At 67.0% G+C, this 25,734-nt stretch carries 23 protein-coding genes; 6 read left to right on the forward strand and 17 right to left on the reverse strand.

Annotated elements, in window-relative coordinates; all coding sequences use genetic code 11:
- Positions 1 to 89: 89 nt before the first annotated feature.
- The 13 genes from AC1RP5_RS24455 to AC1RP5_RS24515 all read right to left on the reverse strand — a co-directional run bounded on the left by AC1RP5_RS24455 (position 90) and on the right by AC1RP5_RS24515 (position 14,912).
- The gene (locus AC1RP5_RS24455; protein ID WP_493115035.1) at positions 90 to 1,133 is read right to left on the reverse strand and encodes an amidohydrolase family protein; all 1,044 of its coding nucleotides are present in this window, start codon (positions 1,131 to 1,133) and stop codon (positions 90 to 92) included.
- A 28-nt stretch (positions 1,134 to 1,161) separates the two neighbouring features.
- Positions 1,162 to 1,563 (reverse strand): oxalurate catabolism protein HpxZ, encoded by a 402-nt coding sequence (gene hpxZ / locus AC1RP5_RS24460; protein ID WP_493115036.1) that lies wholly within the window; start codon positions 1,561 to 1,563, stop codon positions 1,162 to 1,164.
- Positions 1,564 to 2,091, reverse strand: a complete 528-nt coding sequence (locus AC1RP5_RS24465; RefSeq protein WP_493115259.1) for a sugar O-acetyltransferase — start codon at positions 2,089 to 2,091, stop codon at positions 1,564 to 1,566.
- A 43-nt stretch (positions 2,092 to 2,134) separates the two neighbouring features.
- Positions 2,135 to 3,316, reverse strand: a complete 1,182-nt coding sequence (locus tag AC1RP5_RS24470; protein WP_493115038.1) for an amidase — start codon at positions 3,314 to 3,316, stop codon at positions 2,135 to 2,137.
- 108 nt (positions 3,317 to 3,424) lie between these two features.
- On the reverse strand, positions 3,425 to 6,556 hold the full coding sequence (locus AC1RP5_RS24475; protein WP_493115039.1) for an efflux RND transporter permease subunit: 3,132 nt from the start codon (positions 6,554 to 6,556) through the stop codon (positions 3,425 to 3,427).
- 18 nt (positions 6,557 to 6,574) lie between these two features.
- Positions 6,575 to 7,834: an efflux RND transporter periplasmic adaptor subunit gene (locus tag AC1RP5_RS24480; protein ID WP_493115041.1), complete on the reverse strand. Its 1,260-nt coding sequence runs from the start codon at positions 7,832 to 7,834 to the stop codon at positions 6,575 to 6,577.
- 152 nt (positions 7,835 to 7,986) lie between these two features.
- A complete protein-coding gene (gene rpsD / locus AC1RP5_RS24485; protein WP_493115042.1) occupies positions 7,987 to 8,601 on the reverse strand; it encodes a 30S ribosomal protein S4 in 615 nt (204 codons plus the stop codon).
- Between the two features lie 190 nt (positions 8,602 to 8,791).
- Positions 8,792 to 9,214 carry an OsmC family protein gene (locus AC1RP5_RS24490; protein WP_493115044.1) on the reverse strand — a complete coding sequence of 141 codons (423 nt, stop codon included), beginning with the start codon at positions 9,212 to 9,214 and terminating at the stop codon, positions 8,792 to 8,794.
- 2 nt (positions 9,215 to 9,216) lie between these two features.
- On the reverse strand, positions 9,217 to 9,981 hold the full coding sequence (locus AC1RP5_RS24495) for an RNA methyltransferase (RefSeq protein ID WP_493115046.1): 765 nt from the start codon (positions 9,979 to 9,981) through the stop codon (positions 9,217 to 9,219).
- Between the two features lie 17 nt (positions 9,982 to 9,998).
- Positions 9,999 to 11,507 (reverse strand): DHA2 family efflux MFS transporter permease subunit, encoded by a 1,509-nt coding sequence (locus tag AC1RP5_RS24500; protein WP_493115047.1) that lies wholly within the window; start codon positions 11,505 to 11,507, stop codon positions 9,999 to 10,001.
- A 5-nt stretch (positions 11,508 to 11,512) separates the two neighbouring features.
- Positions 11,513 to 12,571 carry an HlyD family secretion protein gene (locus tag AC1RP5_RS24505; RefSeq protein ID WP_493115049.1) on the reverse strand — a complete coding sequence of 353 codons (1,059 nt, stop codon included), beginning with the start codon at positions 12,569 to 12,571 and terminating at the stop codon, positions 11,513 to 11,515.
- A gap of 156 nt (positions 12,572 to 12,727) precedes the next feature.
- Positions 12,728 to 14,332: a citramalate synthase gene (cimA, locus tag AC1RP5_RS24510; protein ID WP_493115051.1), complete on the reverse strand. Its 1,605-nt coding sequence runs from the start codon at positions 14,330 to 14,332 to the stop codon at positions 12,728 to 12,730.
- A 358-nt stretch (positions 14,333 to 14,690) separates the two neighbouring features.
- Positions 14,691 to 14,912 carry a GIY-YIG nuclease family protein gene (locus AC1RP5_RS24515; RefSeq protein ID WP_493115053.1) on the reverse strand — a complete coding sequence of 74 codons (222 nt, stop codon included), beginning with the start codon at positions 14,910 to 14,912 and terminating at the stop codon, positions 14,691 to 14,693.
- 103 nt (positions 14,913 to 15,015) lie between these two features.
- On the opposite strand from AC1RP5_RS24515, the gene AC1RP5_RS24520 reads away from it, so the two are divergent.
- Complete coding sequence (locus tag AC1RP5_RS24520) at positions 15,016 to 16,134, forward strand: mandelate racemase/muconate lactonizing enzyme family protein (protein WP_493115055.1); 1,119 nt, start codon at positions 15,016 to 15,018, stop codon at positions 16,132 to 16,134.
- A gap of 3 nt (positions 16,135 to 16,137) precedes the next feature.
- Here AC1RP5_RS24520 and AC1RP5_RS24525 read toward each other — a convergent pair whose 3' ends face one another.
- The gene (locus AC1RP5_RS24525) at positions 16,138 to 17,067 is read right to left on the reverse strand and encodes a LysR family transcriptional regulator (RefSeq protein ID WP_493115056.1); all 930 of its coding nucleotides are present in this window, start codon (positions 17,065 to 17,067) and stop codon (positions 16,138 to 16,140) included.
- A 108-nt stretch (positions 17,068 to 17,175) separates the two neighbouring features.
- Between AC1RP5_RS24525 and AC1RP5_RS24530 the strand changes: the two genes are divergently transcribed.
- The 4 genes from AC1RP5_RS24530 to AC1RP5_RS24545 all read left to right on the forward strand — a co-directional run bounded on the left by AC1RP5_RS24530 (position 17,176) and on the right by AC1RP5_RS24545 (position 21,839).
- Positions 17,176 to 17,547: a hypothetical protein gene (locus tag AC1RP5_RS24530; RefSeq protein ID WP_493115058.1), complete on the forward strand. Its 372-nt coding sequence runs from the start codon at positions 17,176 to 17,178 to the stop codon at positions 17,545 to 17,547.
- A gap of 28 nt (positions 17,548 to 17,575) precedes the next feature.
- Positions 17,576 to 18,871, forward strand: coding sequence for a TAXI family TRAP transporter solute-binding subunit (locus AC1RP5_RS24535; RefSeq protein WP_493115060.1), 1,296 nt, complete (start codon positions 17,576 to 17,578; stop codon positions 18,869 to 18,871).
- Positions 18,868 to 20,079: a patatin-like phospholipase family protein gene (locus tag AC1RP5_RS24540; protein WP_493115062.1), complete on the forward strand. Its 1,212-nt coding sequence runs from the start codon at positions 18,868 to 18,870 to the stop codon at positions 20,077 to 20,079. Before AC1RP5_RS24535 ends, AC1RP5_RS24540 begins: the two co-directional genes overlap by 4 nt.
- Before the next feature lie 161 nt (positions 20,080 to 20,240).
- Positions 20,241 to 21,839, forward strand: a complete 1,599-nt coding sequence (locus tag AC1RP5_RS24545) for an ABC-F family ATP-binding cassette domain-containing protein (RefSeq protein ID WP_493115064.1) — start codon at positions 20,241 to 20,243, stop codon at positions 21,837 to 21,839.
- A 63-nt stretch (positions 21,840 to 21,902) separates the two neighbouring features.
- Here AC1RP5_RS24545 and AC1RP5_RS24550 read toward each other — a convergent pair whose 3' ends face one another.
- The gene (locus AC1RP5_RS24550) at positions 21,903 to 22,778 is read right to left on the reverse strand and encodes an ATP-grasp domain-containing protein (protein ID WP_493115066.1); all 876 of its coding nucleotides are present in this window, start codon (positions 22,776 to 22,778) and stop codon (positions 21,903 to 21,905) included.
- 49 nt (positions 22,779 to 22,827) lie between these two features.
- Here AC1RP5_RS24550 and AC1RP5_RS24555 point away from each other — a divergent pair, with 49 nt between their 5' ends.
- On the forward strand, positions 22,828 to 23,367 hold the full coding sequence (locus AC1RP5_RS24555; RefSeq protein ID WP_493115067.1) for a chlorite dismutase family protein: 540 nt from the start codon (positions 22,828 to 22,830) through the stop codon (positions 23,365 to 23,367).
- An 8-nt stretch (positions 23,368 to 23,375) separates the two neighbouring features.
- On the opposite strand, the gene AC1RP5_RS24560 is transcribed toward AC1RP5_RS24555, so the two are convergent.
- The gene (locus AC1RP5_RS24560) at positions 23,376 to 24,434 is read right to left on the reverse strand and encodes a M48 family metallopeptidase (protein ID WP_493115069.1); all 1,059 of its coding nucleotides are present in this window, start codon (positions 24,432 to 24,434) and stop codon (positions 23,376 to 23,378) included.
- Positions 24,435 to 24,436: 2 nt separating this feature from the next.
- Positions 24,437 to 25,648: a YjgN family protein gene (locus AC1RP5_RS24565; protein ID WP_493115071.1), complete on the reverse strand. Its 1,212-nt coding sequence runs from the start codon at positions 25,646 to 25,648 to the stop codon at positions 24,437 to 24,439.
- Positions 25,649 to 25,734 lie beyond the last annotated feature (86 nt).

Here is a 25,734-nt window from a genome sequence, read left to right on the forward strand (position 1 = left end):
GTTAGGGGGAGAGGTTGGGTGAGGGGGTTACAGGAGGTGCGTCACCCCCTCACCTAGCCTCTCCCCCTAACGGGGGAGAGGAACATGAGTTAGAGCGCCAATTTATAAATCCGCGACGCGGTGCCGGAGAACAGGGCCTTCTTCTCCGACGCCGATGCACCCGCGGACAGGCGCTTGAAGGCGTTCCACAGGACGCCGTAGCCCGAGGTGATCTTGTCGACCGGGAAGTTGCTCTCGTACATGCAGCGATCGACACCGAACAGCTCGATGGTGGTCTCGATCCACGGCCGGAACGCCTCGGCCAGTTCCTGCGAGCCCGGCGGCGTCGGGCGCTGGTAGAAGTCGAAGAAGCCCATCGCCATGCCGAGCCCACCGACCTTCACCACGATGTTCTGGCGCTTGGCGAGCTCCGCCATCGACTTCTTCCAGGCGGCGCGTACCTCGTCGTGGCGGCCAGCGTAGCCGGCATAGCCGAGCGGTCCGCCGACATGGTCGAGGATGATGTGCGTGCCGGGGAACGCATCGGCCAGCTCGGCGATCTCGGCAAGCTGCGGATGGTAGAGCCAGGCGTCGAACGTCAGGTCGCGCTTCGCAAGCTCCCGGAACCCCTCGCGCCAGGTCAGGTCGCGGGTCTGTTCCGGCGGCGGATCATTGCGCGAGTTGCGGACGTTCGGATCGGCGTCCCAGCCGGTCTGGTGGCGGATGCCCTTGAAGCGGCCGTTGCCGGCGGCAATCTGGGCGTCGAACACGTCGCCCGCTCTCTCGCCGCGACGCAGGTCGACATGGGAGACAATGCCGGCGCAGGCCCGCAGGTTGCCGTAGAGGCCCGACGCGCTCATCGCCGCCACGCCGTTGGCGAACTCGGTCTCGCCGAGGCAGCGCAGCTCGGCCGGGCCGTCCTTGCGGTACATCGAATGGCAGTCGACGAACACCGTGCCGACGATGTTGTGGCCGGTCTGCGTGTCGGCCAGCAGGTCGTGGAACAGGTAATCGTTGCCGTGCCGCTGCCACAGGTGATGGTGCGGATCGACGATCGGCAGGTCGGGTTCGAGCGCGGGCTCGCTCACCTTGGCAACCCACTCGGGGTTGGGATTCATCACGTTGCCAAGGCTCTCGGCGGGTTGGGCGGCCATCGTTTCCTCCGTCTTCTTATCTGTCGTCTCAGGTCACGATCGGATCGGTGATCATCGACACATGTGCCGCGACCACCTTCCAGCCCTCGGGGAAGCGCGCCCAGGTCTGCATCTGTCGGCCGGTCGCCTCCTTGCCGCGCACCTTGTAGACGACGGTCGCAGTGGCGAAGTCGCGGCCCAGGGTCACGATGTCGAGGCGCAGGCGCTTCTCCTTCGTGCCGGGGCCGGGAACGCGCGCCACGCGATGGGCGTGGATGCGGTCGAAGCCGTAGCCGTGCTCGTTGTTGGCCAGCCGAATCGTGTGCGGGCTGTTCCAGAAGGTGGCGTCGAGCACGTCGACATTCTTGTCGATCAGCGCCTGCTCGTAGCGCTCGAACAGAACGCGCACCTCTTCGACGACTTCGGGAATGTTCGGAGTGAGATCGGTCACTTAACGCCTCTCCTTGGCTGGATTTCCAACGACAGTAGCACCCGGCGCCACGTCGCGCGTGACGACGGCGCCCGCGCCGACCAGCGCGCCGTCACCGATGGTGACGCCCGGCAGGATGATCGCACCGCCGCCGATCCAGACATCGGCGCCGATGGTGATGGGCCGGCCGAATTCGAGCCCGGCGCGGCGCTGCCCGGGATCGCGCGGATGGTCGGCGGTCAGGATCTGCACGCCCGGCCCGATCTGCGTGCGGTCGCCGATCGTCACCTTCACCACGTCGAGGATCACGCAGTTGAAGTTGAGGAACACGCCCGCGCCGAGGCTGATGTTGTAGCCGTAGTCGCAATGGAAGGGCGGCCGGATGTAGGCGCCCTCGCCCACCGACGCCATGATCTCGCGCAGCAGCGCCGGATAGTTCTGTTGCGTGGCGGCGATCGAGGCGTTGTAGCGGTCCATCCACGCCGCGACGCGCCGTGCGTCGGCGGCCAGCTCCTCGCCGGTCGCCACGTAGAGTTCGCCCGCCAGCATCTTCTGCTTTTCGCTCGCCACGAAATCCTCCGCGGCGAAACGATCAGGCCGCCGCCTTCTCCATCGCGCGCGCCACGGCCACCAGGGTCGCGTCGCTGCCGCGCGGACCGATGATGGACAGGCCGACCGGCAGACCGTCAACCGTCGTGGCGCCCGGAAGATTGACCTGCGGAAAGCCCGCGAGGCCGCCCTGTGCGCAGAGGCAGGTGATGCGGTCGCGCAGCGGGTCGAGCGCCGACAGCGGCTGGCCCGCGAGCGGCGCGGGGAACGGCGTTGTCGGCAAGCAGAGGATCGTGCCTTCGGGCAGCAGATACTTCATGCGGCCGCGTGCTTCCTGGCGCATCAGGTTGGCCCAGGCCTTGTCGCTTTCGGCGACCATCGAGCCCGCGACCAGCGCCTTGGCGACCGAGAAGGCGAAGCGCGGATTGCGCTCTTCCAACCAAGGCTTGAAGGTCGCATAGGCTTCGGCCGGCTGGATCGTGCGTTGCGCGCGCGCCCAGACCGAGAGGCCCTGCGGCGCCATGATCTCCTCGCGGCTCGAACCGATGAGCTTGGCGAGCTTCTTCACCATCGGCTGCAATGCGTCGGATGTGTCGGCATCGGCGAAACCGAACGCATCAACGGCGACGATCAGTTTTGTCGGCAGCTTCGCGGGGATCTCCTCGCCCAGCATGACGACGCAGACCTTGGCGAAGGTCTCGGCGTCGCGCGCGAACCAGCCGGTCGTGTCTGAAGTCGGCGCCTGGGGCAGCATACCGGTCACGTCGACGCGGCCGTGCGTCGGGCGGATGCCGTAGAGGCCGCAGAACGACGACGGCACGCGCACCGAGCCGCCGGTGTCGGTGCCCAGCGCAGTGTCGCAGATGCCGGCCGCGACGGCGGCCGCGGAGCCCGACGACGAACCGCCTGGCACGCGGCCCGGGGCGCGAACGTTCTTCGGCGTGCCGTCGAAAGCGTTCTCGCCCAGGATGCCGAGCGACACCTCATCGGTGATGGTCTTGCCGATCAGCGTGGCCCCGGCATCGAGCAGCGTCTGCACCGCCCAGGAATGCTTGTCGGGGATCGCACGGCCGGTCGGCCAGTCGTGATTGCCGCCGCCGGTCGGCACGCCCGCCACCGCGAAGAGATCCTTGGCCGCGAAGGTGAGGCCCGACAGCGGGCCCCCGGCGCGGCCCTCGATGCGCACACGGGGGCCGGGAACGAAAGCGCCGATCTCGTCAGTCATGGAACGCTACCCACTCTTGTCATCCTGAGCGTAGCGAAGGATCTCCCGCCCGCTCCGCAATCGTCTGGCCGCTATGTGAGGTCCTTCGCTACGCTCAGGACGACCAACTCACTCGGCCGGATGCGCCGGTGTCTGGTCGCGGCCCTTGGTGCGCCAGCGCTTGGCCCAACCGGGGCTGAACTTCATGCCGGTCAGCCTGTCGAACCACATATACACGACGGGCGTGATGTAGAGCGTCAGGCACTGCGACACGAGCAGGCCGCCGACCACCGTGACGCCGAGCGGCTGGCGCAGTTCGGCGCCGGCGCCATGGCCCAGCGCGATCGGCAGCGAGCCCAGCAGCGCGCAGGTCGTCGTCATCATGATGGGACGGAAGCGAAGCTCCGCCGCCTCGACGATCGCCTGCTCGGCCGACGCGCCCTGGGCGCGGCGTTCGAGCGCGAAGTCGACCATCATGATGGCGTTCTTCTTCACGATGCCGATCAGCATGACCACGCCGATCAGCGCGATGACCGAGAGGTCCATGCCAAAGAGCTGCAGGGTGATCAGCGCGCCGATACCGGCCGACGGCAGGCCCGATAGGATGGTCAGCGGGTGGATGAAGTTTTCGTACAGGATTCCCAGGATCAGGTAGATCACGAGGATCGCGGCGAACAGCAGCATGCCCTGGTTGGCCACGGCCTGCTGGAACACCTGGGCACTGCCCTCGAAGCTGGTGGCGATGTTGGTCGGAAGGCCCACTTCGCGGGCCACCGCCTCGATGTCCTTCACCGCGTCGCCGAGCGCCACGCCGGGCGCGAGGTTGAAGGATATGATGACCGCCGGAAGCTGCGCGATGTGGTTCACCGTCAGCGAGGTCGGCTTGTCGTTGCGCTTGGCCACCGTGTCGAGCGGCACCAGTCCGCCGGTCGGCGTGCGGATCTGCATGCGCCGCAGCACCTCGTTGGTGTCGGCGTATTTCGGATCGGCCTCGAGGATGACCTGGTAGGTGTCGTCGGGCGCGTAGATGGTCGAGACCTGGCGCGTGCCGAAGGCCGAGTAGAGCGCCAGGCGAATCTGGTCGACCGAGAGGCCGAGGCGCGAGGCAGTGTCGCGATCGACGTCGATCACGGTCGAACGCGCCTTGACCTGGAGGTCGGAGTTCACGTCGGTGAGCGACGGGATGCGCTTCATGCGCTCTTCCATCAGCGGCGCATATTCGCGCAGCAGCGCCAGGCTGCTGGAGCGCATGCCGAACTGGTACTGCGCGCGGCTCTGCGTCGTGGCGATGTTGATCGACTGGATCGGCTGGTAAAAGATGTTGATGCCGGGGACCGTCGACGAGGCTCGACGCAGGCGGGCGATCACCTCGAGGGCGCTCGCCTTGCGCTCGGGCTTCTCACGCAGGGTGATGAAGATGCGGCCCGAGTTGACCGTGCTGGCCGCGTTGCCGCCGCCCACCGTCGACATGACCGACACGACGTCGGGGTCGCGCCGGATGACCTCGGCGAGTGCCGCCTGGCGCGCCACCATGGCGTCGAACGAGGCATCGTCCGGACCGACGGTCGAACCGGTGATCTGACCGATATCCTCCGACGGGAAGAAGCCTTTCGGAATGGCCTGGAACAGGTAGGCGGTCAGCACGAAGGTGCCGAGCGTGATGGCCAGCACGATCTTCGGCAGCTTCACGACGCGGCGCAGCGACCAGGAATAGCCCTCGGTGATCTTGTTGAAGCTCCATTCGAAGAGCCGCAGCAGGGCGTTGTGCTTCTCGTGATGGTCGATCGGCTTCAGCAGCCGCGAGCACAGCATCGGCGTAAGGGTCAGCGACACGACGCCCGAGATCAGGATGGCCATGCTGATGACCAGGCCGAACTCGTTGAACATGCGGCCGACCACGCCGCCCATGAACAACACCGGGATGAACACCGCGACCAGCGACAGCGTCATCGACACGATGGTGAAGCCGACTTCCTTGGAGCCCTTGAAGGCGGCATCCAGCGGCTTCTCGCCCGCCTCGATGTGGCGGACGATGTTCTCCAGCATGACGATGGCATCGTCGACCACGAAGCCTACGGCGAGCGTCAGCGCCAGCAGCGAGATGTTGTCGATCGAGTGCCCGCACAAATACATGCCGGCAAAGGTGCCGACGACCGAGATCGGCAGCGCGATGGCCGGGATGATGGTGGCCCGGACGCTGCGCAGGAAGAAGTAGATGGCGATGATGACCAGGATGCCGGCGAGGACCAGCGTGAACTCGACGTCCTCGATGGCGTCGCGGATCGAGATCGAGCGGTCGTTCAGGACGCTGATCTCGACGCCGCTGATCATCTCGGCCTGGATGGCCGGCAGCATGGCCTTGACCCGGTTGACCACCTCGACGGTGTTGGCGTCGGGCTGGCGATAGACCGCGAGCAGGATGGCGCGGGTGCCGTCGAGCCAGCTCGCGACCTTGTCGTTCTCGACGCTGTCGATGGCGGTCGCCACGTCGGAAATGCGGACCGGCGCGCCGTTCTGCCAGCTCACGACGACCGGCATGTAGTCGGCCGCCTTGTTGATCGGGCCGGTCGCGTCGAGGATCGAGCTCTGGCGGGAATCGGCGATGGCGCCGACCGGCTTGCTCGAATTGGCCGCGACGATGGCGTTCTGCAGTTCCTGCAGTGTCAGGCCGCGCGCGGCGAGCTGGTCGAGATCGGCGCGCACGCGCACGGCGTACTTCTGCGTGCCGAAGATCAGCACCTGGGCGATGCCGGGAAGCGTCGAGATGCGCGGCAGGATCGCGCGGTTGGCGAAGGCGTCGACGTCGGACAGGCGCACCTGGCTCGACTTCAGCGCCAGGAACATGATCGGGAAGTCGGCCGGATTGACCTTGCGGAAGCTGGGCGGCGTCGGCAGTTCGACCGGCAGGCGGCGCATCGCCGAGGAGATGGCGGACTGAACGTCCAGCGCGGCGCCGTCGATGCTGCGGTTGAGGTCGAACTGGAGGACGATCGCGGTGTTGCCGAGCGAGGAGGTCGAGGTCATCGACGTCACGCCGGCGATGGTCGCGAACTGGCGCTCGAGGATCGAGGCGACGGAGGCCGCCATCGTCTCGGGGCTGGCGCCCGGGAGCTGGGCCTGGACCTGGATGGTCGGGAAGTCGACGCGCGGGACGGCGGCGACCGGGAGCTGCTTGAAGCCGAAGATGCCCGCGATGACGATCATCGCCATCAGCAGGATCGTCATGACGGGACGGCGAATACAGAGAGCCGAAAGTGACATATCCGCTCTCCGGAGAGGTTAGCCGCGGGGCTTCGAAGCAGTGGCTGCAGGGGCAGTGGGCGAGGCCGGCGCGGGCGCCGTCGGTGGCCGGACCGTGACGGGCGCGCCGTTGACCAGGCGAAGCTGGCCGTCGATCACGACCGACTCGCCTTCCGAGAGGCCGCTGCCGATCACCGATTCACCGGCTTGCGTGCGCTTGATCACGACGGGACGGACATCGGCGACGCCGTCGTTGATCACGAACACGTAGGGACCCTGCGGTCCGAGCTGGACCGCCGCGGCCGAGACCGAGATCGCTTCCGGGTCGACGCCCAGGATGACCTCGACCTTCACGAACTGGCCGGGCCACAGGCCCTCGCTCGCATTGTTGATGCGCGCCTTGGCGGTGACGGTGCCGGTATTGGGATCGACGGTGTTCTCGATGAACGCCATCGTGCCGGACTGACGCTTGTCGCCGACCACCGCGTCGACGCGGACCGGACCCTTCGCCATCGCCGCGCGCAAATCGGGCAGCAGGACCTGCGGCAGCGCGAAGCTCACGAAGATCGGATCGACCTGGTTGATGACGGCCAACGTCGCGGTCGCGGTGTTGTCGGCGACGCGCACGATGGTGCCGGCCTTGCTGTTGATCGAGCCGATGCGGCCCGACACGGGCGCGCGGATCTCGGTGTAGCTGAGCTGGGTCAGCGTCTGTTCGCGGTTGGCCTCGTCGGACTGGAGCTGGGCTTCGAGCGACTTCAGCGCCGTGACGCTGTTGTCGCGCTGGACCGCGGTACCGGCGCCCTTGCTCAGCAGGCCGTCGGCGCGGTCGTTGTCGCGCTTGGCCTGCTCGATCTGCGCCTGGGTCTTGCGGATCGTCGCCTCGATGACGAGGAGCTGGGCCTTGAGCGTGCGGTTGTCGAGTTCGAACAGCAGGTCGCCCTCCTTGACCAGGGCGCCCTCCTCGACGTTCACCTTCATGATCTGGCTGTCCATCCGGGGCTTGATCTGGATGGAGGCGATGGCCTGGACCGTGCCGACCGCCTCGATCACCACCGACATCGGCTTCTTGCCGATCGTGGTCACGACGACCGGGACGCCGGCTCCGGGATTGGCGCGGCCGCGACGGCCCTGCGGCTGGGCGCCGGCAGCGGGACTGGCCTGGGTTTCGGCAGCCTTCGCGGTCTTGCCCATACCGAGGTGCGGGCCGACTTCGCGCATGACGTCATCACGATATACGTAGGCCGCTCCGCCGATCGCAACGATCGAGGCGAAGACCGCCGCACGGACGATTCCCATTGCCTAGTCTCCCAAGACCCCAAAGCCCCGCCGGGATTATAATGCTCCCGGATGCCGGCGGACAGCCGGAACAGCCACTTTAACGGGGAATTTTGATGCAAAAAACCCGCCACAATAGGGCGGGTTTTTCGTTCGTTTCAGGAGCCGACCGGTTATCGGCTGTAATATTCGACGACCAGCGACGGTTCCATCTGGACCGGATACGGCACGTCGGCCAGCTTCGGCCCGCGCACGTAGGTGCCCTTCATGTCCTTGTGGTCGACCGTGACGTATTCCGGCACGTCGCGCTCGGCGGTCTGCGTGGCCTCGATGACCCGCTCCATTTCCTTGGCCTTGGAGGTCAGTTCGATGACGTCGTTGTCCTTGACCAGGTAGGACGCGATGTTCACGCGGCGGCCGTTGACCTTGACGTGGCCGTGGCTGACCAGCTGGCGCGAGGCGAACACGGTGATGGCGAACTTCATGCGGTAGATAACCGCGTCCAGCCGGCGCTCGAGCAGCTCGACCAGGTTCTCGCCGGTGTCGCCCTTGCGGCGGACGGCTTCGGTGTAATAGCGGCGGAGCTGACGCTCGCTGACCGAGCCGTAGTAGCCCTTCAGGCGCTGCTTCGCCATGAGCTGGAGGCGGTAGTCGGTCGGCTTGGTGCGACCCTGGCCGTGCTGGCCGGGACCGTATTCACGCTTGTTGAGCGGGCTCTTGGGACGGCCCCACAGGTTGACCCTGAGGCGGCGGTCGATCTTGTACTTCGAATTAGCGCGCTTGCTCACGCAGCACTCCGTCGTTTTGCGCCCCGCTTTGCGGGTACGCTCTGTTGTCCGGATAGGCCTGGGTCCAGTACATCGACTGGGGCGGGAGGAGAGCCCGAACGGCCCTCAACCACGTTCTCCGGAAGAAGCGCGGAACATACTGGCCGTTTCGGGCCAGTCAAGCAGGCGTTCCGTCAGCAATATCAATGACTTAGATCTCGACCAGCACGATTTCGTGGGTCACGTCGGCGGTTTTCTTCACCATCGCGGTGGCCGAACAGTACTTTTCGTCCGACAGGGTCACTGCCCGCTCGACCAGCGCCTTGTTCAATTTCCGGCCACGCACCGTGTAGACCAGCTTCACCGAGGTATAGACCTTGGGATGATCCTCGGCCCGCTCGGCGACCAGGGAGACCTCGACGCCCTCGATGTCCTGGCGCTGCTTCTTCAGCATCGAGACGACGTCGATGGCAGTGCAGCCGCCCATCCCCATCAGCAGGACCTCCATCGGCCGGGAAGCCAGGTTGCGGCCGCCGATGTCGGGCGCGCCGTCCATGGTGATGGTGTGGCCGCTGCCGCCTTCGGCGACCAGCAGCGCGCCGTCGACCCAGGAGATCTTGGCGGTGGTGGACATGGCTATTCCTCGTGATTGCTCTTGGACAGGAACTTGATGACGCCGTGGAAGGTGCGGGCCTCCTGCTCGGTCATCTCGGCGCGCTGCAGCAGCGCCCTGAGATTGAGCACCATCGAGGGCCGCATCTCCTTGTTTCGCAGGAAACCCGACTGGTCGAGCGCCCGCTCGAGATGGTCGAAGAGGTTCTGCAGTTCCTCCTTGGAGGCGGGCCGCGTGGCGTGGTCGGCCATGCGCGACACCGGCGTCGTGTCGCCGGCGGTGGTCCACTCATAGGCCACCAGCAGCACCGCCTGAGCCATGTTCAGGGAGGAGAATTGCGGGTTGAGCGGGATCGAGAGCGCAGTGTCGGCGTGCACCATGTCGTCGTTCTCGAGACCGGTGCGCTCAGGCCCGAAGAGGATACCGACCCCCTGCCCCTGCCCGATCCAGCCGCGCATCTCGGTGGCAGCATGGCGCGGGGTCAGGATGCGCTGCGTCAGTTCGCGGTTGCGCGCGGTCGTGGCGATCACCCGTTCGAGGTCGGCCACCGCCTCGCCCACGCTGTCGAAGACCTCGGCCTTCTCCAGCACGATGTCGGCGCCCGAGGCGGCGCGCTGCGCCCGCTCGTTGGGCCAGCCGTCGCGCGGCGCCACCAGGCGCATGCTGGAAAGCCCGCAATTCAGCATGGCCCGCGCGGCCATGCCGATATTCTCGCCGAGTTGCGGGCGCACGAGGATGACCACCGGTGTGTCGGCGGCAACGTCGCGGCCCTTCGATGCGCGTCCCATGCCGCCGTATAGCGTGCTCAGCGGCTGGCGATAAGGGCCGGTCGCCGCATCAGGAACAGCAGCGGGATCAGGACCAGCGAGCAGATCATCATGATGCGGAAGTCGTTCAGGTAGCCGATCAGCGCCGCCTGCCGCGTGATCTCGCCGTCCCAGATTGCGAGTTGCGTCGGATCGAGGCTGACGCCGGAGCCGGCCATCGGCCAGCCGGGATGGAAGGGCGTGAACTTCTCGACCATGTCGGCGCGGTTCTGCTGGGTGTTGCTGGCCAGCATCGAGACCAGCACGGCGATGCCGATGCTGGCGCCGAGGTTGCGCAGCAGCGCATTCACGGCCGCACCCTCGGTGCGCAGGCGCGGCGGCAGGGTGGCGAAGGTGAGCACGGTGAGCGGCGGGAAGACGAGGCCGAGGCCGAATCCGAGAAGGATGCCGTTCCAGACGATGCGCGCCTCGCTGACATTGAGGTTGAACAAGGTCATGTCGTAGAGCGACAGCGCGGCCAGCGCGAAGCCCAGCCCGATCAGGATGCGCGCATCCATGCGGCCGATCAGGCGCGACACCAGCATCATCGACACCATCATCCCCGCGCCGCGCGGCGCCAGCACGACGCCGGTGGTGAACACCGGATAGCCCATGAGCTGCTGCAGGAAGGGCGGCATCAGGGTCGCCGTCACGATCAGCACGAGGCCCGCCAGGGCGGTGAAGCACAGGCCGACCTTGAGGTTGCGGTCGCGGAACAACTCGCGCGATAGGAACGGCTGGCTGTCGGTCATCATGTGGATCAGGAACATGGCGAAGGCCACGCCCGCCACCAGCGTCTCGCCGATGATCTCGACCGAGTCGAACCAGTCGAGCATGTGGCCGCGATCGAGCATGAGCTGGAACGAGCCGATGGCGACGGCCAGCAGGGTGAAGCCCAGCAGGTCGAAGCGCCGCGGCGCGCCATGCACGTTGTCGCGCACCAGCGCCAGGATGCCGACGGCGCACAGGATGCCCACGGGCAGGTTCACGTAGAACACCCAGCGCCAGGTGAACTCGTCGGTCAGCCAGCCACCCAGCGACGGCCCAGCGATCGGCCCGAGCATCGTGCCGACGCCCCACATGGCCATCGCCTTGCCCTGCTCCTCGCGCGGATAGGTGTCCATCATGATGGCTTGCGAGACCGGCACCAGCGCCGCGCCAAAACCGCCCTGCAGGGCGCGGAACAGGACGAGCTGGTCGAGCGTCTGCGCGGCACCACACATCATCGACACGATGGTGAAGCCGATCACGCAGGTCGCAAGCGTCCGGCGCAGGCCAAAGCGCATGGCGCAGAAACCCGCGAGCGGCGTCAGGATGGCCGAGGCCACGATATAAGAGGTGACGACCCAGGAGACCTGCTCCTGCGTCGCCGACAACGACCCCTGGATCGACGGCAGCGCCACGTTGGCGATGGTGCCGTCGAGCGCGTGCATGATGGTCGCGGCCATCACGGTGAAGGTGATGAGGCGGCGTCGGCGCAGCACCGCCGGATCGATGGCCGGGGCCATCGGCGCTAGGGCTTCGCGGAGGCCGAGGCGCTCGCGGCCCCGCCCGAGAGGCCGAGCGACTTGGCCCAGCCGGCCCACAGGCTGCTGAGCGAGCGCGTGTGGCCGGTCTCGACCTCGACGGTCGTGCTCATGCCGACCCGGAGCGGCGGATCGCCTTCGCGGCAGGCGACGGACAGGCGCACCGGGATGCGCTGCACCACCTTCACCCAGTTGCCGGTCGCGTTCTGCGGCGGCAGCACGGCGAACTCCGCGCCGGTCGATTGCGCGATGCTCGACACGGTGCCGTAGCATTCGGACTCAGGATAGGTGTCGACGTGGATCAACACCTTCTGCCCCGCCCGCACGCGCGTCAGCTCGGTTTCCTTGAAGTTGGCCTCGATCCACAGATCGCTGTCGGCCACCACGACCATCACCGGCACGCCGGCGGTGGCGAAGCTGCCCGGCACCGGGCGCTTGGTCACGATGCCGTCGAGCGGCGATTCGATGGTGGTGCGACGGAGCTGCAGCAGCGCCTCCTCGCGCATCGCCATCATCTGGCGCACGCGGGGATGATCGTCGGTGCGAATTTTGGGATCGCCGGCCAGCGAGGCCTCGATGCGCTGCAGGTCCTCTTGTGCTGCCGAGATGCGCTGGCGCGCGACCTCGAGGCCCATGCGCGCCTCTTCGAGCTTGGCGGTCGAGGCGACCTTCTTCTCGGCGAGGTCGGCCTGACGGTCGAACTCGGCCTGCGCGAAGGTCTGCTGGCTGAGCGCCGCCTTGATCTCCTCGCGCTTGGTGCGCCACTGGGCGCGAAGCCCGCGGATCTCGGCGCGCACCGTCTCGGTCTCGGCCTCGATGCGGGTCAGCGCATGGCGATAGGACTGGTCGTCGAGCCGGAACAGGAGCTGGCCGCGCGAGACCTTCTCGTTCTCCTGCACCGGCACCTCGACGATGACGCCGGAAAGCTGGGTCGCGATCTGCGCGCGGTCGCCCTTCACATAGGCATTGTCGGTGGTGACCGAGCCGCCCGAGGACAGCCAGACGAACAGCGTGGCGGCGAGCACGAGGGCCGGCAGCGTCCACATGAAGATGCGCGCGAGGACGCGGTTTCCTAGCCGCGGACGACGAGTAGCCGCCGCCGCGATGGGCGGGTTCTGGGTATCCAGATGCTCTCCGTCTCTCACGCGATCTATGGTCTGCCCCGACCTGTCCTAGGTCAACCGGCAGTGGAGGCATGGCTGCTAGGCGGGTTGAGCCGGGCGCGCCCCATCGCGGAACAGCTTGTAGGTGATGGCGTCGTAGAGCGCGTTGTAGGAGGCGTCGACGATGTTGGGCGACACGCCGATCGTGCTCCAGCGACGCCCTTTCGCATCCGCACTCTCGATCATGACGCGCGTCGTGGCCGCCGTGCCGCCGGCCGAATCGAGGATGCGGACCTTGAAGTCGACCAGCCGCATGTCCTCCAGCTCCGGATAGACCGGCACCAGCGCCTTTCGCAGCGCAGCATCGAGCGCGTTCACGGGGCCGTTGCCCTCGCCCACTTCCATGGCGCGGCGACCGGCGATGTCGAGCTTCACCGTCGCCTCCGACAGCGCTACCGTCTGGCCCTTGGCATTGACGCGACGCTCCGCGAGCACGCGGAAGCTCTGCAGCGCGAAGTAATCCGGCACCGTGTGCAGCTCGTGCCGGGCTAAAAGCTCGAAGCTCGCGTCAGCGCCGTCATAGGCATAGCCCTCGGACTCGCGGTCCTTCACGATCTCCAGCAGGCGCGCGACGCCGGGATGCTTCGGATCGACCTCGATCCCGATCTGGCGGAAGCGCGCCATGATGTTGGAGCGGCCGGCCTGGTCGCTGACCACGATGATGCGCTGGTTGCCGACGACTTCCGGATCGACATGCTCGTAGGTCTTGGGGTCCTTCTCGACCGCCGAGACATGAAGCCCGCCCTTATGGGCGAAGGCGCGCGTGCCGACATAGGCCGCGCTGCGGTTGGTCGGCATGTTCAGCCGGTCGTCGAGCAGGCGCGACAGGTGCGTCAGCCGCTGCATCGCGCCGTCCTTGAGGCCGGTGTCGAAGCCCATCTTCAGCACGAGATTGGGAATCAGTGCGATCATGTTGGCGTTGCCGCAGCGTTCGCCCAGCCCATTGATCGTGCCCTGGACCTGACGCACGCCGGCGCGCACCGCGGCCAGCGTGTTGGCCACGGCATTCTCGGTGTCGTTGTGGGTGTGAATGCCGAGCCGATCGCCCGGGATCTTCTTCACGACCTCGCCCACGATGCGCTCGATCTCGTGCGGCAGGGTTCCGCCGTTGGTGTCGCAGAGCACCAGCCAGCGCGCGCCGGCCTTCTCGGCGGCGGCGAGGCAGGCCATCGCATAATCGGGATTGGCCTTGTAGCCATCGAAGAAATGCTCGGCGTCGAACATCGTCTCGTCCATGCGGGTCTTCGCATAGGCGAGCGAATCGGCGATCATCTCGAGATACTCGGCGCGGTCGACTTCCAGCGCCACGTCGACATGGAAGTCCCAGGTCTTGCCGACCATGCATACGTTGCGCGCCTTGGTCTGCAGGATGGACGCCAGGCCCGGATCGTTGGCGGCGCTGCGCCCGGCACGGCGGGTCATGCCGAACGCCACGAACTTGGCGTTCTGGAACTCCGGCGGATCGGCGAAGAACCGGTCGTCCGTCGGGTTCGCACCCGGCCAGCCGCCCTCAATATAGTCAATGCCCAACCGGTCGAGCTCACGCGCAATCGCGGCCTTGTCGGCCACGGTAAAATCGACGCCCTGCGTCTGGGCCCCGTCTCGCAGGGTGGTGTCGAAGAGATAGACTCGGTTGTCGGTCATGTCGGCTTGCTCGTTGGGGCACGCATCGGAGTGTCCGGGGGAATAAACCTATGCATGAGCGCGTCAAGAGCGCCCTTAAATGGGGTTAGTGGCATATCCCTATTTATGGGCCCCGTTCCGGGTCCCACCCCGTCGCTAAAATACACCAACCTCATCCTGAGGAGGCGCGCAGCGCCGTCTCGAAGGATGGGCCACAAAAGCGGTTCGTGTTCCCACCCTTCGAGACGCGGCCTTCGGCCGCTCCTCAGGGTGAGGTGGTTTTGTGAAGCTACGATCCGCTTGATCTAGGTGCCCTCTTCGCCAGTACCCGAATGGCTCCGTAATCGCCCCGGATCAGCGCCTCCTTCTTGGCCCGGGATCAGCCCTTGATCTGGCGCTCGACGGCAACGGCATCGGTAATGGTCAGGAAATGCTCGGCCCAGACCAATGTCACGGGCAGCCGCCTCGACGTGTAGCCGCCGTAAGTTCCGTTGTTGTGCTCTGAAATTCGTCTGTCGAGACCGAGGCGGGCCGATCCGACGTAGTAACTGCCGTCGGCGCACTTCAGCATGTAGACGTGGGCACCGGGTTCGTCGGACATTCGATGGCGATCTGCCTTGCTGATCCCACCCTTCGAGACGCGGCCTGCGGCTGCTCCTCAGGGTGAGGTCTGAACCTAAAGAAAGACGACAAAGGAAACATCCATGACCACCGCCACCACCATCACCGAACTGCGCACGACGCTCCTGCAGGTGCCGTGGCGGTCGTCGCCGCCGGCGGCGGGGATCCTGGCGCCGGGGCCGCGGGAGATCTTCGTGCTGGAGATCGAGACGCAGGGCGGCCTGATAGGCATGAGCTACCTGATGCCGTTGCATGGCGGGCTGCACACGCTCGACGCCTGCATGAAGGAGCTGATCGCGCCCTATGTGATCGGCCGCGACGCGACCGAGATCGAGGGCATCTGGCAGACGCTCTACAAGAACAACTTCTGGCTCGGCCGCATGGGCGTCACGCTGTTCGCTCAGAGCGCCGTCGACATGGCGCTGTGGGACATTGTCGGCAAGCGCGCGAGCCTGCCGCTGTTCCGCCTGTGGGGCGCGGCGCGCACCTCGATCCCCGCCTACGGCTCGGGCTGTTTCCGCGGGCTCGGCCGCGACGGCATGATCAAACGCGCCAAGGAGTTCACCGCGCAGGGGCTGAAGGCCATCAAGATGCAGGTGGCGCATATCCGGCCGTGGCGCGAGGACGTGTTGAACGTGAAGGCGATGCGCGAGGAGATGGGCGACGGCATCGAGATCATGATCGACGTCAACATGGGCTGGGACGCCGACACCGCCATCCAGGCCGGCCATCGCATCGACGAGTTCGATCCCTACTGGCTGGAGGAGCCGGTCGTCGCCGAGGACTTCGCGGGCTACCGCCGCATCGCGGCGGCGCTGAAGACGCGCGTGGTCGGCGGCGAGAGCCATTTCATGCGCAACGACCTGCGTCCGTTCTTCGAGCATCCCGGCACGCCGATCCTGCAGCCCGATCCGATGCGCGGCGGCTACTCCGAGCTGCGCAAGATCGCCTCGATGGCCGAGCCCTACGGCATCCGCCTCGCGCCCCACCTGTTCCACGAGCAGATGGTCCATGTGCTGGCCTCGATCCCCAACGCCAGCTACCTCGAATACATGGACTGGAACGACGATCTCTGGATCGAGCCGGTCCTGCCGGCGAAGGACGGCACCATGTCGCCGCCCGAGCGCCCCGGCCACGGCCTCGCCTTCCGGCCGGAGGTGCTGAAGGATCACCGCATCGGCGGGCAACGGCTGAAGGGCTGAGCCTTACTCCTCGACCGCGCGGATGCGTTTGCGGATCAGGTTGATGAAGGTTCGCGCCGAGGGTGGCAGGGTGCGCTCGCGTTTGTAGGCGACGCCCATCTCGGCGGCCGGCAGCGCCTTGCGCCAGGGCAGGTTCAGGACTGCGAAGCGGCCGGCGGCGACGCCCTCCTTCACCTTGCCGACGTGGCCGATGCTGAGCGAATCGGTGCCGGCGACGATCTCGGCGGCGATGCCGGCAGAAGAGACCGCGATCGACGGCAGCAGATCGCCGGTCACCGGATCGGCGGTGAGACCGGCATCGAGATCCTGGATCAAGCCGGCATGCAGATGCGAGAGGCTCGGCAGCACGAAACTGTAGGGCTTGAGGTCGTTGGGCTGCAGCACCGACTTCTTCAGCAGCGGATGGCCGGCGCGGCAGTAATAGGCGCCCTGCAGCACGCCGAGCTTCTCGACCTTCAGCGCCGGCATGTTGCGCAGCGAGGCGATCTCGAACACCGCGAAATCGACGCGGTCCATCATCAGCATCGCCAGCACGGCGGTCCATTCGCGCTCCAGCAGCTCGAGCCGGATCGACGGATTGGCGTTGATGAGGTCGATAGCGGCCGGCTGCACCGCAGTGGTGTGCACGAAGGCCCCTGAGGCCACGCGCAATCGGCCGCCGCGCCCGTCTCGCACGACCTGGAGCTGGTTGGAGATCGCCTCGGCGCGGGCCACCAGCTCGTCGGCCATCTTGAGCACGTCGTCACCGGCCGGCGTCGCCACCACGTCGCGTCGCGAGCGTTCGAAGACGCGCATGCCCAGCTTCTTCTCCAGCGCCGCGATGTTGCGGCTGAGTGTCGGCTGGCTGATGCGCAGCGCCGAGGCAGCGCGGCCAAAATGGCGGTGGCGAGCCAGCACGACGGCGTGCTGCAGAAGCTTCAGGTCGATATCCATGCAGATACCGTATCGTCAGGAGCGTTGTTGCGCATCGATTATTGCCTGATCACTGCAGTTGTCGACGGCGGCGACCCGCCCCCATCAGCCCGTCGGACCGGAGCCACCATGAAAGCAATCATTCTTGCCGCATGCCTCGTCGGCATGACCGCGACCGCGACGCTGGCCCAGAACGCCCCCGCGTCCACGCCCATCGAGTTCCGCATGGATGCCGATCCGGCCAATCTCGCGGGCTGCCGCGGCCTCGACGCCACCCTCTCGCGCGTCCATTCGATCACGCTCCAGGGCGAGACGGCCCGGCTCAAGCTGGCCGGCGGCTTCACCGAAACGCTGAAGCAGACGACGCCGGGCGTCTACACGACCGTCTTCACCCTGTCGGGCGTGCGCCTCGACGTGGTCGCCAACGCCGCCGCCTCGCCGCGCAGCCTGACGGTCACGGACAAGAACCGCGGCTGCCACTGGAACGCGATCTCCAAATAGGCCTCTTCCTTCAAAGCGGGCCCGCACCATGTTCACGCTCAGCCGACAGCGCCTGCTGACAGCCTGCGTCGCGCTCCTCTTCGCTCTGGGCGGCGTCTGGATGGCGCTCGAACATTTCGTGCCGGCGCCGCCCAAGAAGATCACGATCGCCGCCGGCTCGAAGGGCGGCGCCTACGAGTTCTACGCGCAGAAATATCGCGAGATCCTGGCCCGCCATAAGGTCACGCTCGACATCCGTACGACCGAGGGCACGGTCGAGAACCTGCGGCTCCTGCAGGACCCGGCGTCCGGCGTCGCCGTCGGCTTCGTGCAGGGTGGCGTGTCGAACAGCAACCAGGCGCCCGGCCTCGAATCGCTGGGCCGCATCAACTACCTCGCCTTCTTCATCTTCTGCCGCGCCAGCGATTCGTTCAGCGACCTCAACCAGCTCAAGGGCAAGCGCATCGCCGTCGGGCCCGATTCGAGCGGCACCAACTCGGTGGTCTCGAAGATCCTGAAGACCAACGGCATCACGCCGCAGAACTCGACCTTCCTGCCGCTGGCCGGGCGTCCCGCCGTCGAGGCGCTCGACGCCGGCAAGGCCGACGTGCTGATCTTGGGCAACGTGCTCGAAGCGCCGCTGATCCAGAGCCTGCTGCGCGATCCCGGCGTGCGCCTCGTCAGCCTGAAGCACGCCAAGGCGCTGACCAAGCGCTTCCCGGTGCTGACGCGGCTCGAACTGCCGAGCGGCGTCATCGACTTCGAGCAGAATATTCCCGACAGCGACGTGACCCTGATCGGCACCACCAGCTCGGTGCTGGTGCGCGACGACGTGCATCCCGAGATCATCGGCCTGCTGGCGCGCGCGCTGGTCGAGGTCAACAGCGAGCCGGGCGTCTTCCAGCAGTTCGGCGAGTTCCCGACCCAGGCCGATCCGGAATACCCGATGGCCGAGAGCGCCAGCGATTTCTACAAGAACGGCCCCTCGCTGCTGCACCGCTACCTGCCCTTCTGGCTGGCCAATTATGCGCGCCGGGCGCTGGCGATTCTGGTGACCGCCGTGGCGATCCTGGTTCCGGTGTTCAGCTACGCACCCAAGCTCTACCTGTGGTTCCTGCGCCGGCGCATCCTCGGCCTCTATCGCGAACTGCGCGCCGTCGAGCACGGGATCGGCGCGAACCTGCCGGCCGAACGGCTCGTGGCCTATCGCAACGATCTCGACAGGATCGACCGCGCGTCGAAGGTCCTGCCGATGCGACATTCCGATCTCTTCTTCGCGCTCCGCGCCCATATCGATCTCGTGCGCGGCCGCTTACAATCGATGCTTTCCGGGGGAGTCACTTGAATCTTTATCGTCTTGCGTCCGCTGCTTCGCTTTCGCTCGTGCTGGCGACCGCCGCCTGCTCGTTCCCCGAGCGCGGCACCGCCGTGCCCGCGGTCAGCACGACCGAGGCCATGCCGCTCGGCATCGCGAACGTGCGTTTCTATGCCGATGGCGATGCCAGCCTGATGGTCCAGGAAGGCCAGCGCTCGTTCGAGCGCGAGCTCGCGACGCTGAAGGCCGAGGGCAAGTCGACGACGCGCCTGCCGCCCGCCAACTATCTCGCGATGTCCGGCGGCGGCGACAACGGCGCGTTCGGCGCCGGCCTGATGAGGGGCTGGACCGAGAGCGGCACGCGGCCCGAGTTCAAGATGGTGACGGGCGTCAGCACCGGCGCGCTGATCGCGCCCTTCGCCTTCCTCGGCCCCGACTACGACGTGGCCTTGCGCGAGGTCTACACGACCATGACGCCGGAGAAGGTCTTCAAGATGCGCGGCCTGATGGCGGCGCTGTACGACGACGCCATGGCCGACACCGGACCGCTCGCCCAGGTGATCGCGAGCTACGCCGACCAGAAGATGTTCGACGCCATCGCGCGCGAATATGCCAAAGGCCGCCTGCTGCTGATCGGCACGACCGACCTCGACGCGCAGCGCCCGGTGATCTGGAACGTGGGCGCGCTGGCGGCCAGCGGCCATCCGCAGGCGCTCGATCTGTTCCGCAAGATCCTGCGCGCGTCGGCGGCGATCCCCGGCGCGTTCCAGCCGGTGATGATCGACGTCGAGCTGAACGGGCAGAAGTACCAGGAGATGCATGTCGACGGCGGCGCCATTGCCCAGCTGTTCCTCTATCCGCCGACCATCGACCTCAAGAGCGAGGGCGCCAAGCGCCAGCGCAACGCCTACATCGTGCGCAACGGCCCGCTGGCGCCGAACTATTCGGCGAGCGACCGTCGCACCTTCTCGATCGCCGGCCGCGCCATCGAGACCATGCTGGTGTCGAGTGGCAAGAACGACGTCCTGCGCACCTACTTCGTCACCCAGCGCGACGGCGTCTCCTACAACCTCGCCTATATCGGCAACGATTTCAGCGCGCCGAAGAAGGGTGAGTTCGACCAGGCGTACATGACGGCGCTGTACGACTACGGCTACCAGCAGGCCCGCGAGAACCGCGAATGGCACAAGATGCCGCCGGGCCTCGAAGCATCGGCGGCGGCACGCGCGACGAGATAAGGGCGACATGGCGATCAAGGCGCACCGAACGGGCGCGCCTTGATCACGACAAGAACAGCGACTATCTAGCGCTAATCGCAAACTGAGATGGATGTGCACCGCAATGGATTTCCACCTGACTGCAATGCCCGCTCGCCTTGCCACCAGGGAAATCCATGTCCATGCCTTCCATCACGCTTTCCGGCCTCACCGCGACCACGCCTGACGGCCGCGCGCTCTTCTCAAACATAGATCTGAGCTTCGACGGCGGCCGTACCGGCCTCGTCGGGCGCAACGGCGTGGGCAAGACCACGCTGCTCCGGCTCATTGCCTGCGCGCTGCCGCCTCATGCCGGATCGGTATCGGTGAACGGCACGCTGGGCGTCCTGCGCCAGACGGTGCAGGTCGCACCGACCGAGACGCTGGCCGACCTGATGAGCATCGCCGGTGTGCTCGACGTGTTGCATCGCGCCGAAGAGGGTCTCGCCACCGCCGACGAACTGTCCTCGGCCGACTGGACGCTGGAGGCACGCCTCGCCGCGGCGCTCGATCGCGTCGGGCTCGACGCGACGCCGGCAACGCTTCTGCAGGCGCTGTCGGGCGGCCAGCGCACTCGCGCGGCGATCGCAGCCCTCGTCCTTGCCGATCCGGATTTCATCCTGCTCGACGAGCCGACCAACAATCTCGACCGCGAGGGCCGCGCCGCCGTGATCGACCTGCTGGCGACCTGGCGCGGCGGCGCGATCGTCGTCAGCCATGACCGCGAGCTGCTGGAAACGATGGACGCCATCGTCGAGCTGACCTCACTCGGCGCGACACGTTATGGCGGCAACTGGAGTCACTATCGCGAGCGCAAGGCGCTGGAGCTGGCCGCCGCGCGGCACGATCTCGCCGACGCGGAGAAACGCGTGGCGTCGGTCGAGAAGACGGCGCAAGCCACGGCCGAACGCAAGGCGCGCAAGGACAGCGGCGGCCAGCGCAAGCGCGCCAAGGGCGACATGCCGCGCATCGTCGCCAACGCCCGGCAAAGCGGCGCCGAGAACACGTCCGGCGACAATGCGCGGCTGGCCGAGCGGCGGCGCACGCAGGCGATCGAGGACGCCACCGCTGCGCGCCAGCGCATAGAAGTGCTGCAGCCGCTGTCGGTCTCCCTGCCCTCGACCGGCCTGCCGGCGGGCAAGACCGTTCTACGGATCGATACCGTGCGCGCAGGCTACGAGCCGGGGCGTGCGATCATCGACGGCCTCACCTTCGCCCTTACTGGCCCGGAGCGTGTGGCGATCACTGGCGCGAACGGCTCGGGCAAGACGACGCTGCTGGCGCTGATCACCGGCAAGCTCGCGCCGCAGTCGGGCAGCGTGCGCGTGATGACCGGCTTCGCGATGCTCGACCAGCAGGTGAGCCTGCTCGATCCCGTGCTGTCGATCCGCGACAACTTCCTGCGGCTCAACCCCGACGCCGACGAGAATGCCTGCCGAGCGTCCCTGGCCCGCTTCATGTTCCGCGCCGATGCGGCCCTGCAGATCGTCAAAAGCCTGAGTGGCGGCCAGATGCTGCGCGCCGGCCTCGCCTGCGTGCTGGGCAGTGCGCATCCGCCATCGCTGCTGATCCTCGACGAGCCGACCAACCATCTCGACATCGAGTCGATCGAGGCGGTCGAAGCAGGCCTGCGTGCCTACGACGGCGCACTCCTCGTGGTCAGCCACGACGAGACCTTCCTCGACGCCATCGGCATCACGCGGCGACTGGAGTTGCAGTCTCATGTCCCTCTCCCCCGCTAGGGGGAGAGGTTAGGTGAGGGGGTTGATCGAGGTGGTGCGTCGCCCCCTCACCCAGCCTCCCCCCTAGCGGGGGAGAGGAGTTTGATGGAGACGCTTGATCGTCGCCTCGGCGAAGCGCTCGGCCGAGGGCGGATCGAATTCCATGAACAGCGCCGGCTCCAGCACCTCGACCTCGATGACGATCAGGAGGCCGTCACGCACGACGCCGTCGACACGCGCGTAGAGCGGCATCGCGGGCAGGGTCGCGAGGCACGCCGCGCCCTGTTGCGTCACGGCCGCGGGCGGCGTCTCGGCGGTGCGGGTCGGGCCGTAGCGTGAGTTCGAACGGAACTCTCCGGGCGGCGGGCGCTTGCGGATGGCATGGCTGAAGGCGCCGTCGAAATAGACCAGCGACAGCTCTCCCTCGGCGATCTCGGGCAGGAACTCCTGCACCACGACGCCGGCCGCACGCGCCTCGTCGGAGAGGCCCGCGACCTGTGCGGCCAACGTGGCGCGCTGCAACAGCTCGACGGAATAGCCCGAGGCGCCACTGGCCGGTTTCACAACGGCCCGCTGCCAGCCGGTCTCGTCGAACACCCGCGCGACGGCGTCTGCATCGCACGGCACGACGAAGCTTTTGGGCACGCGCACGCCCGCGGCCTCGAGCTTGCCAACGTAATCCTTGCGCAGGTTCCAGCGCACCAGCTCGATGGGATTGAACAGACGTGCCGTCGCCGCGACATGCTCGGTCCAGGCCCGGAACGCCTCCAGCGCGCGATAATAGCCCCAGGTCGAACGCAGGATGACCGCATCGACGCCGGCAAAAGCGTCGCGTGGTCCGTCCCAGGCCGCGCCGGTCACGCGACAGCCGCGCCGCTCCAGCGCATCGGCATAGAGGCGGTCCGACACGGTGATGGAGGGGTCGTCGGCGGAGGTGGCGAGAACGATGTGCGGGCTCATGCCGAGTTCATAGCCAATGCCCCGGCGCGCGTCTTGCTATGATCGGCCCATGCCGCCGCCCTTCACCGTCACCTTCTCCGCCGGATCTTCCGGCCCCTGGCGCATCGAGCGTCTTTCTTCAGTAACCGGGCCGGGTCTCCCGGTCGCGACGCACCTTGCGATGACCGACCTGCCCGACGCGGCGTGGCGCCTGCGCGGTGTCGTCAGCCATCCGCGCTATTCCACGGCGGTGGAGCTGAAGGAGCTGGGCCGCGTGCAGGCGGGCCTCGGCCGAGCCGAGGCCACCTGCGCGGCGCTGATCCCGATCCGGAAGTCGGAAGCCTGGTGGTCGATGGCGCAGGACGAGCGCCGCGCGATCTTCGAGGATCGGTCGCGGCACATCGCGCTCTCGATGAAATACCTGCCCGCCATCGCCCGCCGCCTTCACCATGCGCGCGACCTCGGCGAGCCGTTCGACTTCCTTACCTGGTTCGAATTCGCGCCCGAACATGCGGCCGACTTCGACGCCCTGCTGGCCGAACTGCGCGCCAGCGTCGAATGGACCTATGTCGAGCGCGAGGTCGAGATCAGGCTAACGCGCACCGGCTGATGTGATGGTTATTTGCAGACGTTCCGGAGCGCCTGCCACTCGGCCGGCGTGAACGGCAGCTTGCCGGTCGGCGGGCGCTTGGTGGCGGTAATTCGTTCCTGCGTGGGCGGATGGCTCGACCAGATGCCCGCTTTGGTGGCCGCGTCGTCGGGTTTGTCCTTCATCATCTTCTCGAAGAAGGTCGAGACGCCGTCGGCGCGCAGTCCGCGCTGCTCCAGCAGATGCACGCCGGTCTCGTCCGCCTCGCGCTCGAAGGCGCGGCCGTTGCGCAGGGCCAGCAGCGCACCGCCGCCACCGCCGATCGTGGTCATGACGTCGGAGTAACCGCCGGTCAGGAGCTTGATCAGCATGTCGATCCCGAAGGCGCGCACCACGCCCTTGGTCGGATGGAAGTGCACGACATGGCCGATCTCATGCGCCAGCACGCCCGCGACCTGCGTACTGGTCGCGTCGTCGATCAGGCCCCGGAAGAAGACGAGGATCCCGCCCGGCAGGGTGAAGGCGTTGACCTCCTTGCCATTCACGACGTGTACCGTGATCTCGTGCGGATAGCCCGCTTCCTTCGCCAGATCGTTGGCCAGCCGGTTGAGGGCGGCGAGGCCTTCCTTGCCGGTGCACATCTTCGCGTCGGCCGTCATCTCGCTGAACACGGTCTCGCCCAGTTTCGCCTGCCACGAGTAAGGCAGCAGCGGTGCGGCATAGCCGGTGCCGTACTCGACCGCGCTCCAGAACAGACCGACCAGCGCGACGATCGTCACCGAATAGGCGCCGAGGCGGGGGGCGATCCTCGCCGGCTCCAGCGCCAGCGGCTTCAGCGCCGGCATCAGCGAGACGAGCTGCTGGCGCCAGGCCGGGTCCTCGATCACCAGCCGCGCCTCGCTGCCGCGCAGGGTGAGAGGCGGAACGGCCTCGTGATGCGAATCGCCTAGCACGGAGATGTCGGCGACCGGCCAGCGCGCCACGACGCCGGAATCGTCGGGCCGGTAGATCACCAGCTCGTTGGTGGTGACGCGCAGCATCACCTCCTGCACCTCGGCGGTCACGCCGTCGTAGTAGCGCGCGGCCATCGTCAGACCCCGCTCACGTCGAACATGTCCAGAAGGCCCTCGCCATAGGTCGGGCCGAGGTCGGTCGGCTGGCGAACGTCGCCGCCCTGCGGAGCGCCGTAGATCCAGAGCTGGCCCGCGATCAGCTTCATCGTGCGATGCATCACCCACGGCCAGCCGATGCCCAGGGTCAGCAGGATGATCAGGTAGTTCAGCACCAGGAAGCCCCACATCTGCCGGGTCGACAGCGCCGTGGCGAACAGCACGTTGCCGGCGCGGGCGTGGGTCACGAGGTAGCGCATGAGGTAGGCTTGCCACCAGCAGCGCAGCGGCAGGATCAGCAGGCCGAACAGGATGTAGGCGCCGAACGCGACGAGCAGCACCAGGACGAAGGTGTTGAGGCTCGGGCGGGAGAACAGCTTGAAGAAATCGGCCTCGCCGATGCCCAGGCTGTTGAGCGTGCCGCCGACGGCGAAGAAGACGACGACGGCCGCGACGATCCAGGCCAGGATGTTCAGGAAGTAGTAGCCGATGTAGCGGCCGTAGATGTCGCCCGCGCGTCCGGCGAAGTCGAAGCCCTGGGTGCCGACACGGGCGTTCGTGATACGCGGCCGCGCCAGGTTCACCGACACGACGGGCGTCAGCAGGTAGGCCATCGAGGCGTTGGCGAAATGCAGGAAGGTCGCGATGGCACCGTAGCGCCAGGCCGAGCCCGCCATGCCGCAGCGGATGCCGCGCCAGCGCGTGCGCGAGAGCTTGTAGCGCAGGCCGGCATAGTGGCCGACATAGGCCAGCGGAAAGCCGATCAGGAAGACCGACAACGAGAAGATGTCGAACAGTCCGAAGCTGGCGAACGGTTTCTCGTGGAAAACGTAGATCCACACCACGTACATCAGCCCGGCCCAGGCCGCGACCAGCAGCAGCGCCAGCACGAAGCCGATCATCAGCTCGCGGCCACGACCGCGATACTCGAAGCGATCGCCCAGCACCGAGAGATGGTTCCAGACATAGCGCCGGATGCGCGTGCGGCCCCAGAAGCGCGACCAGCCGAAGGTCACCAGCATCAGCGCGAGATGGCGCAGGTAGATGGCGTAGAGCTCGCCCAGCCGCCCGTCATAGACCGGCCGGCTCGGCGTCAGATCGGGCTTCCAGGGGGTACCGGGGGCGGACTGGCTGGGAATTTCGGCAGCCGCCTGGGCCGCCGCCTGAACCCAGGGGGAAGACGCGTCGCTCAAATCCCCCAATCCCCTTCGCTACACTGCCTAATCATGATCCGGTGCCGGCAGTTTACGTCAACCGGCCCGCGAACCGCCACCTGTCA

The organism is Reyranella sp. GW821-FHT12G01 (assembly GCF_058806575.1).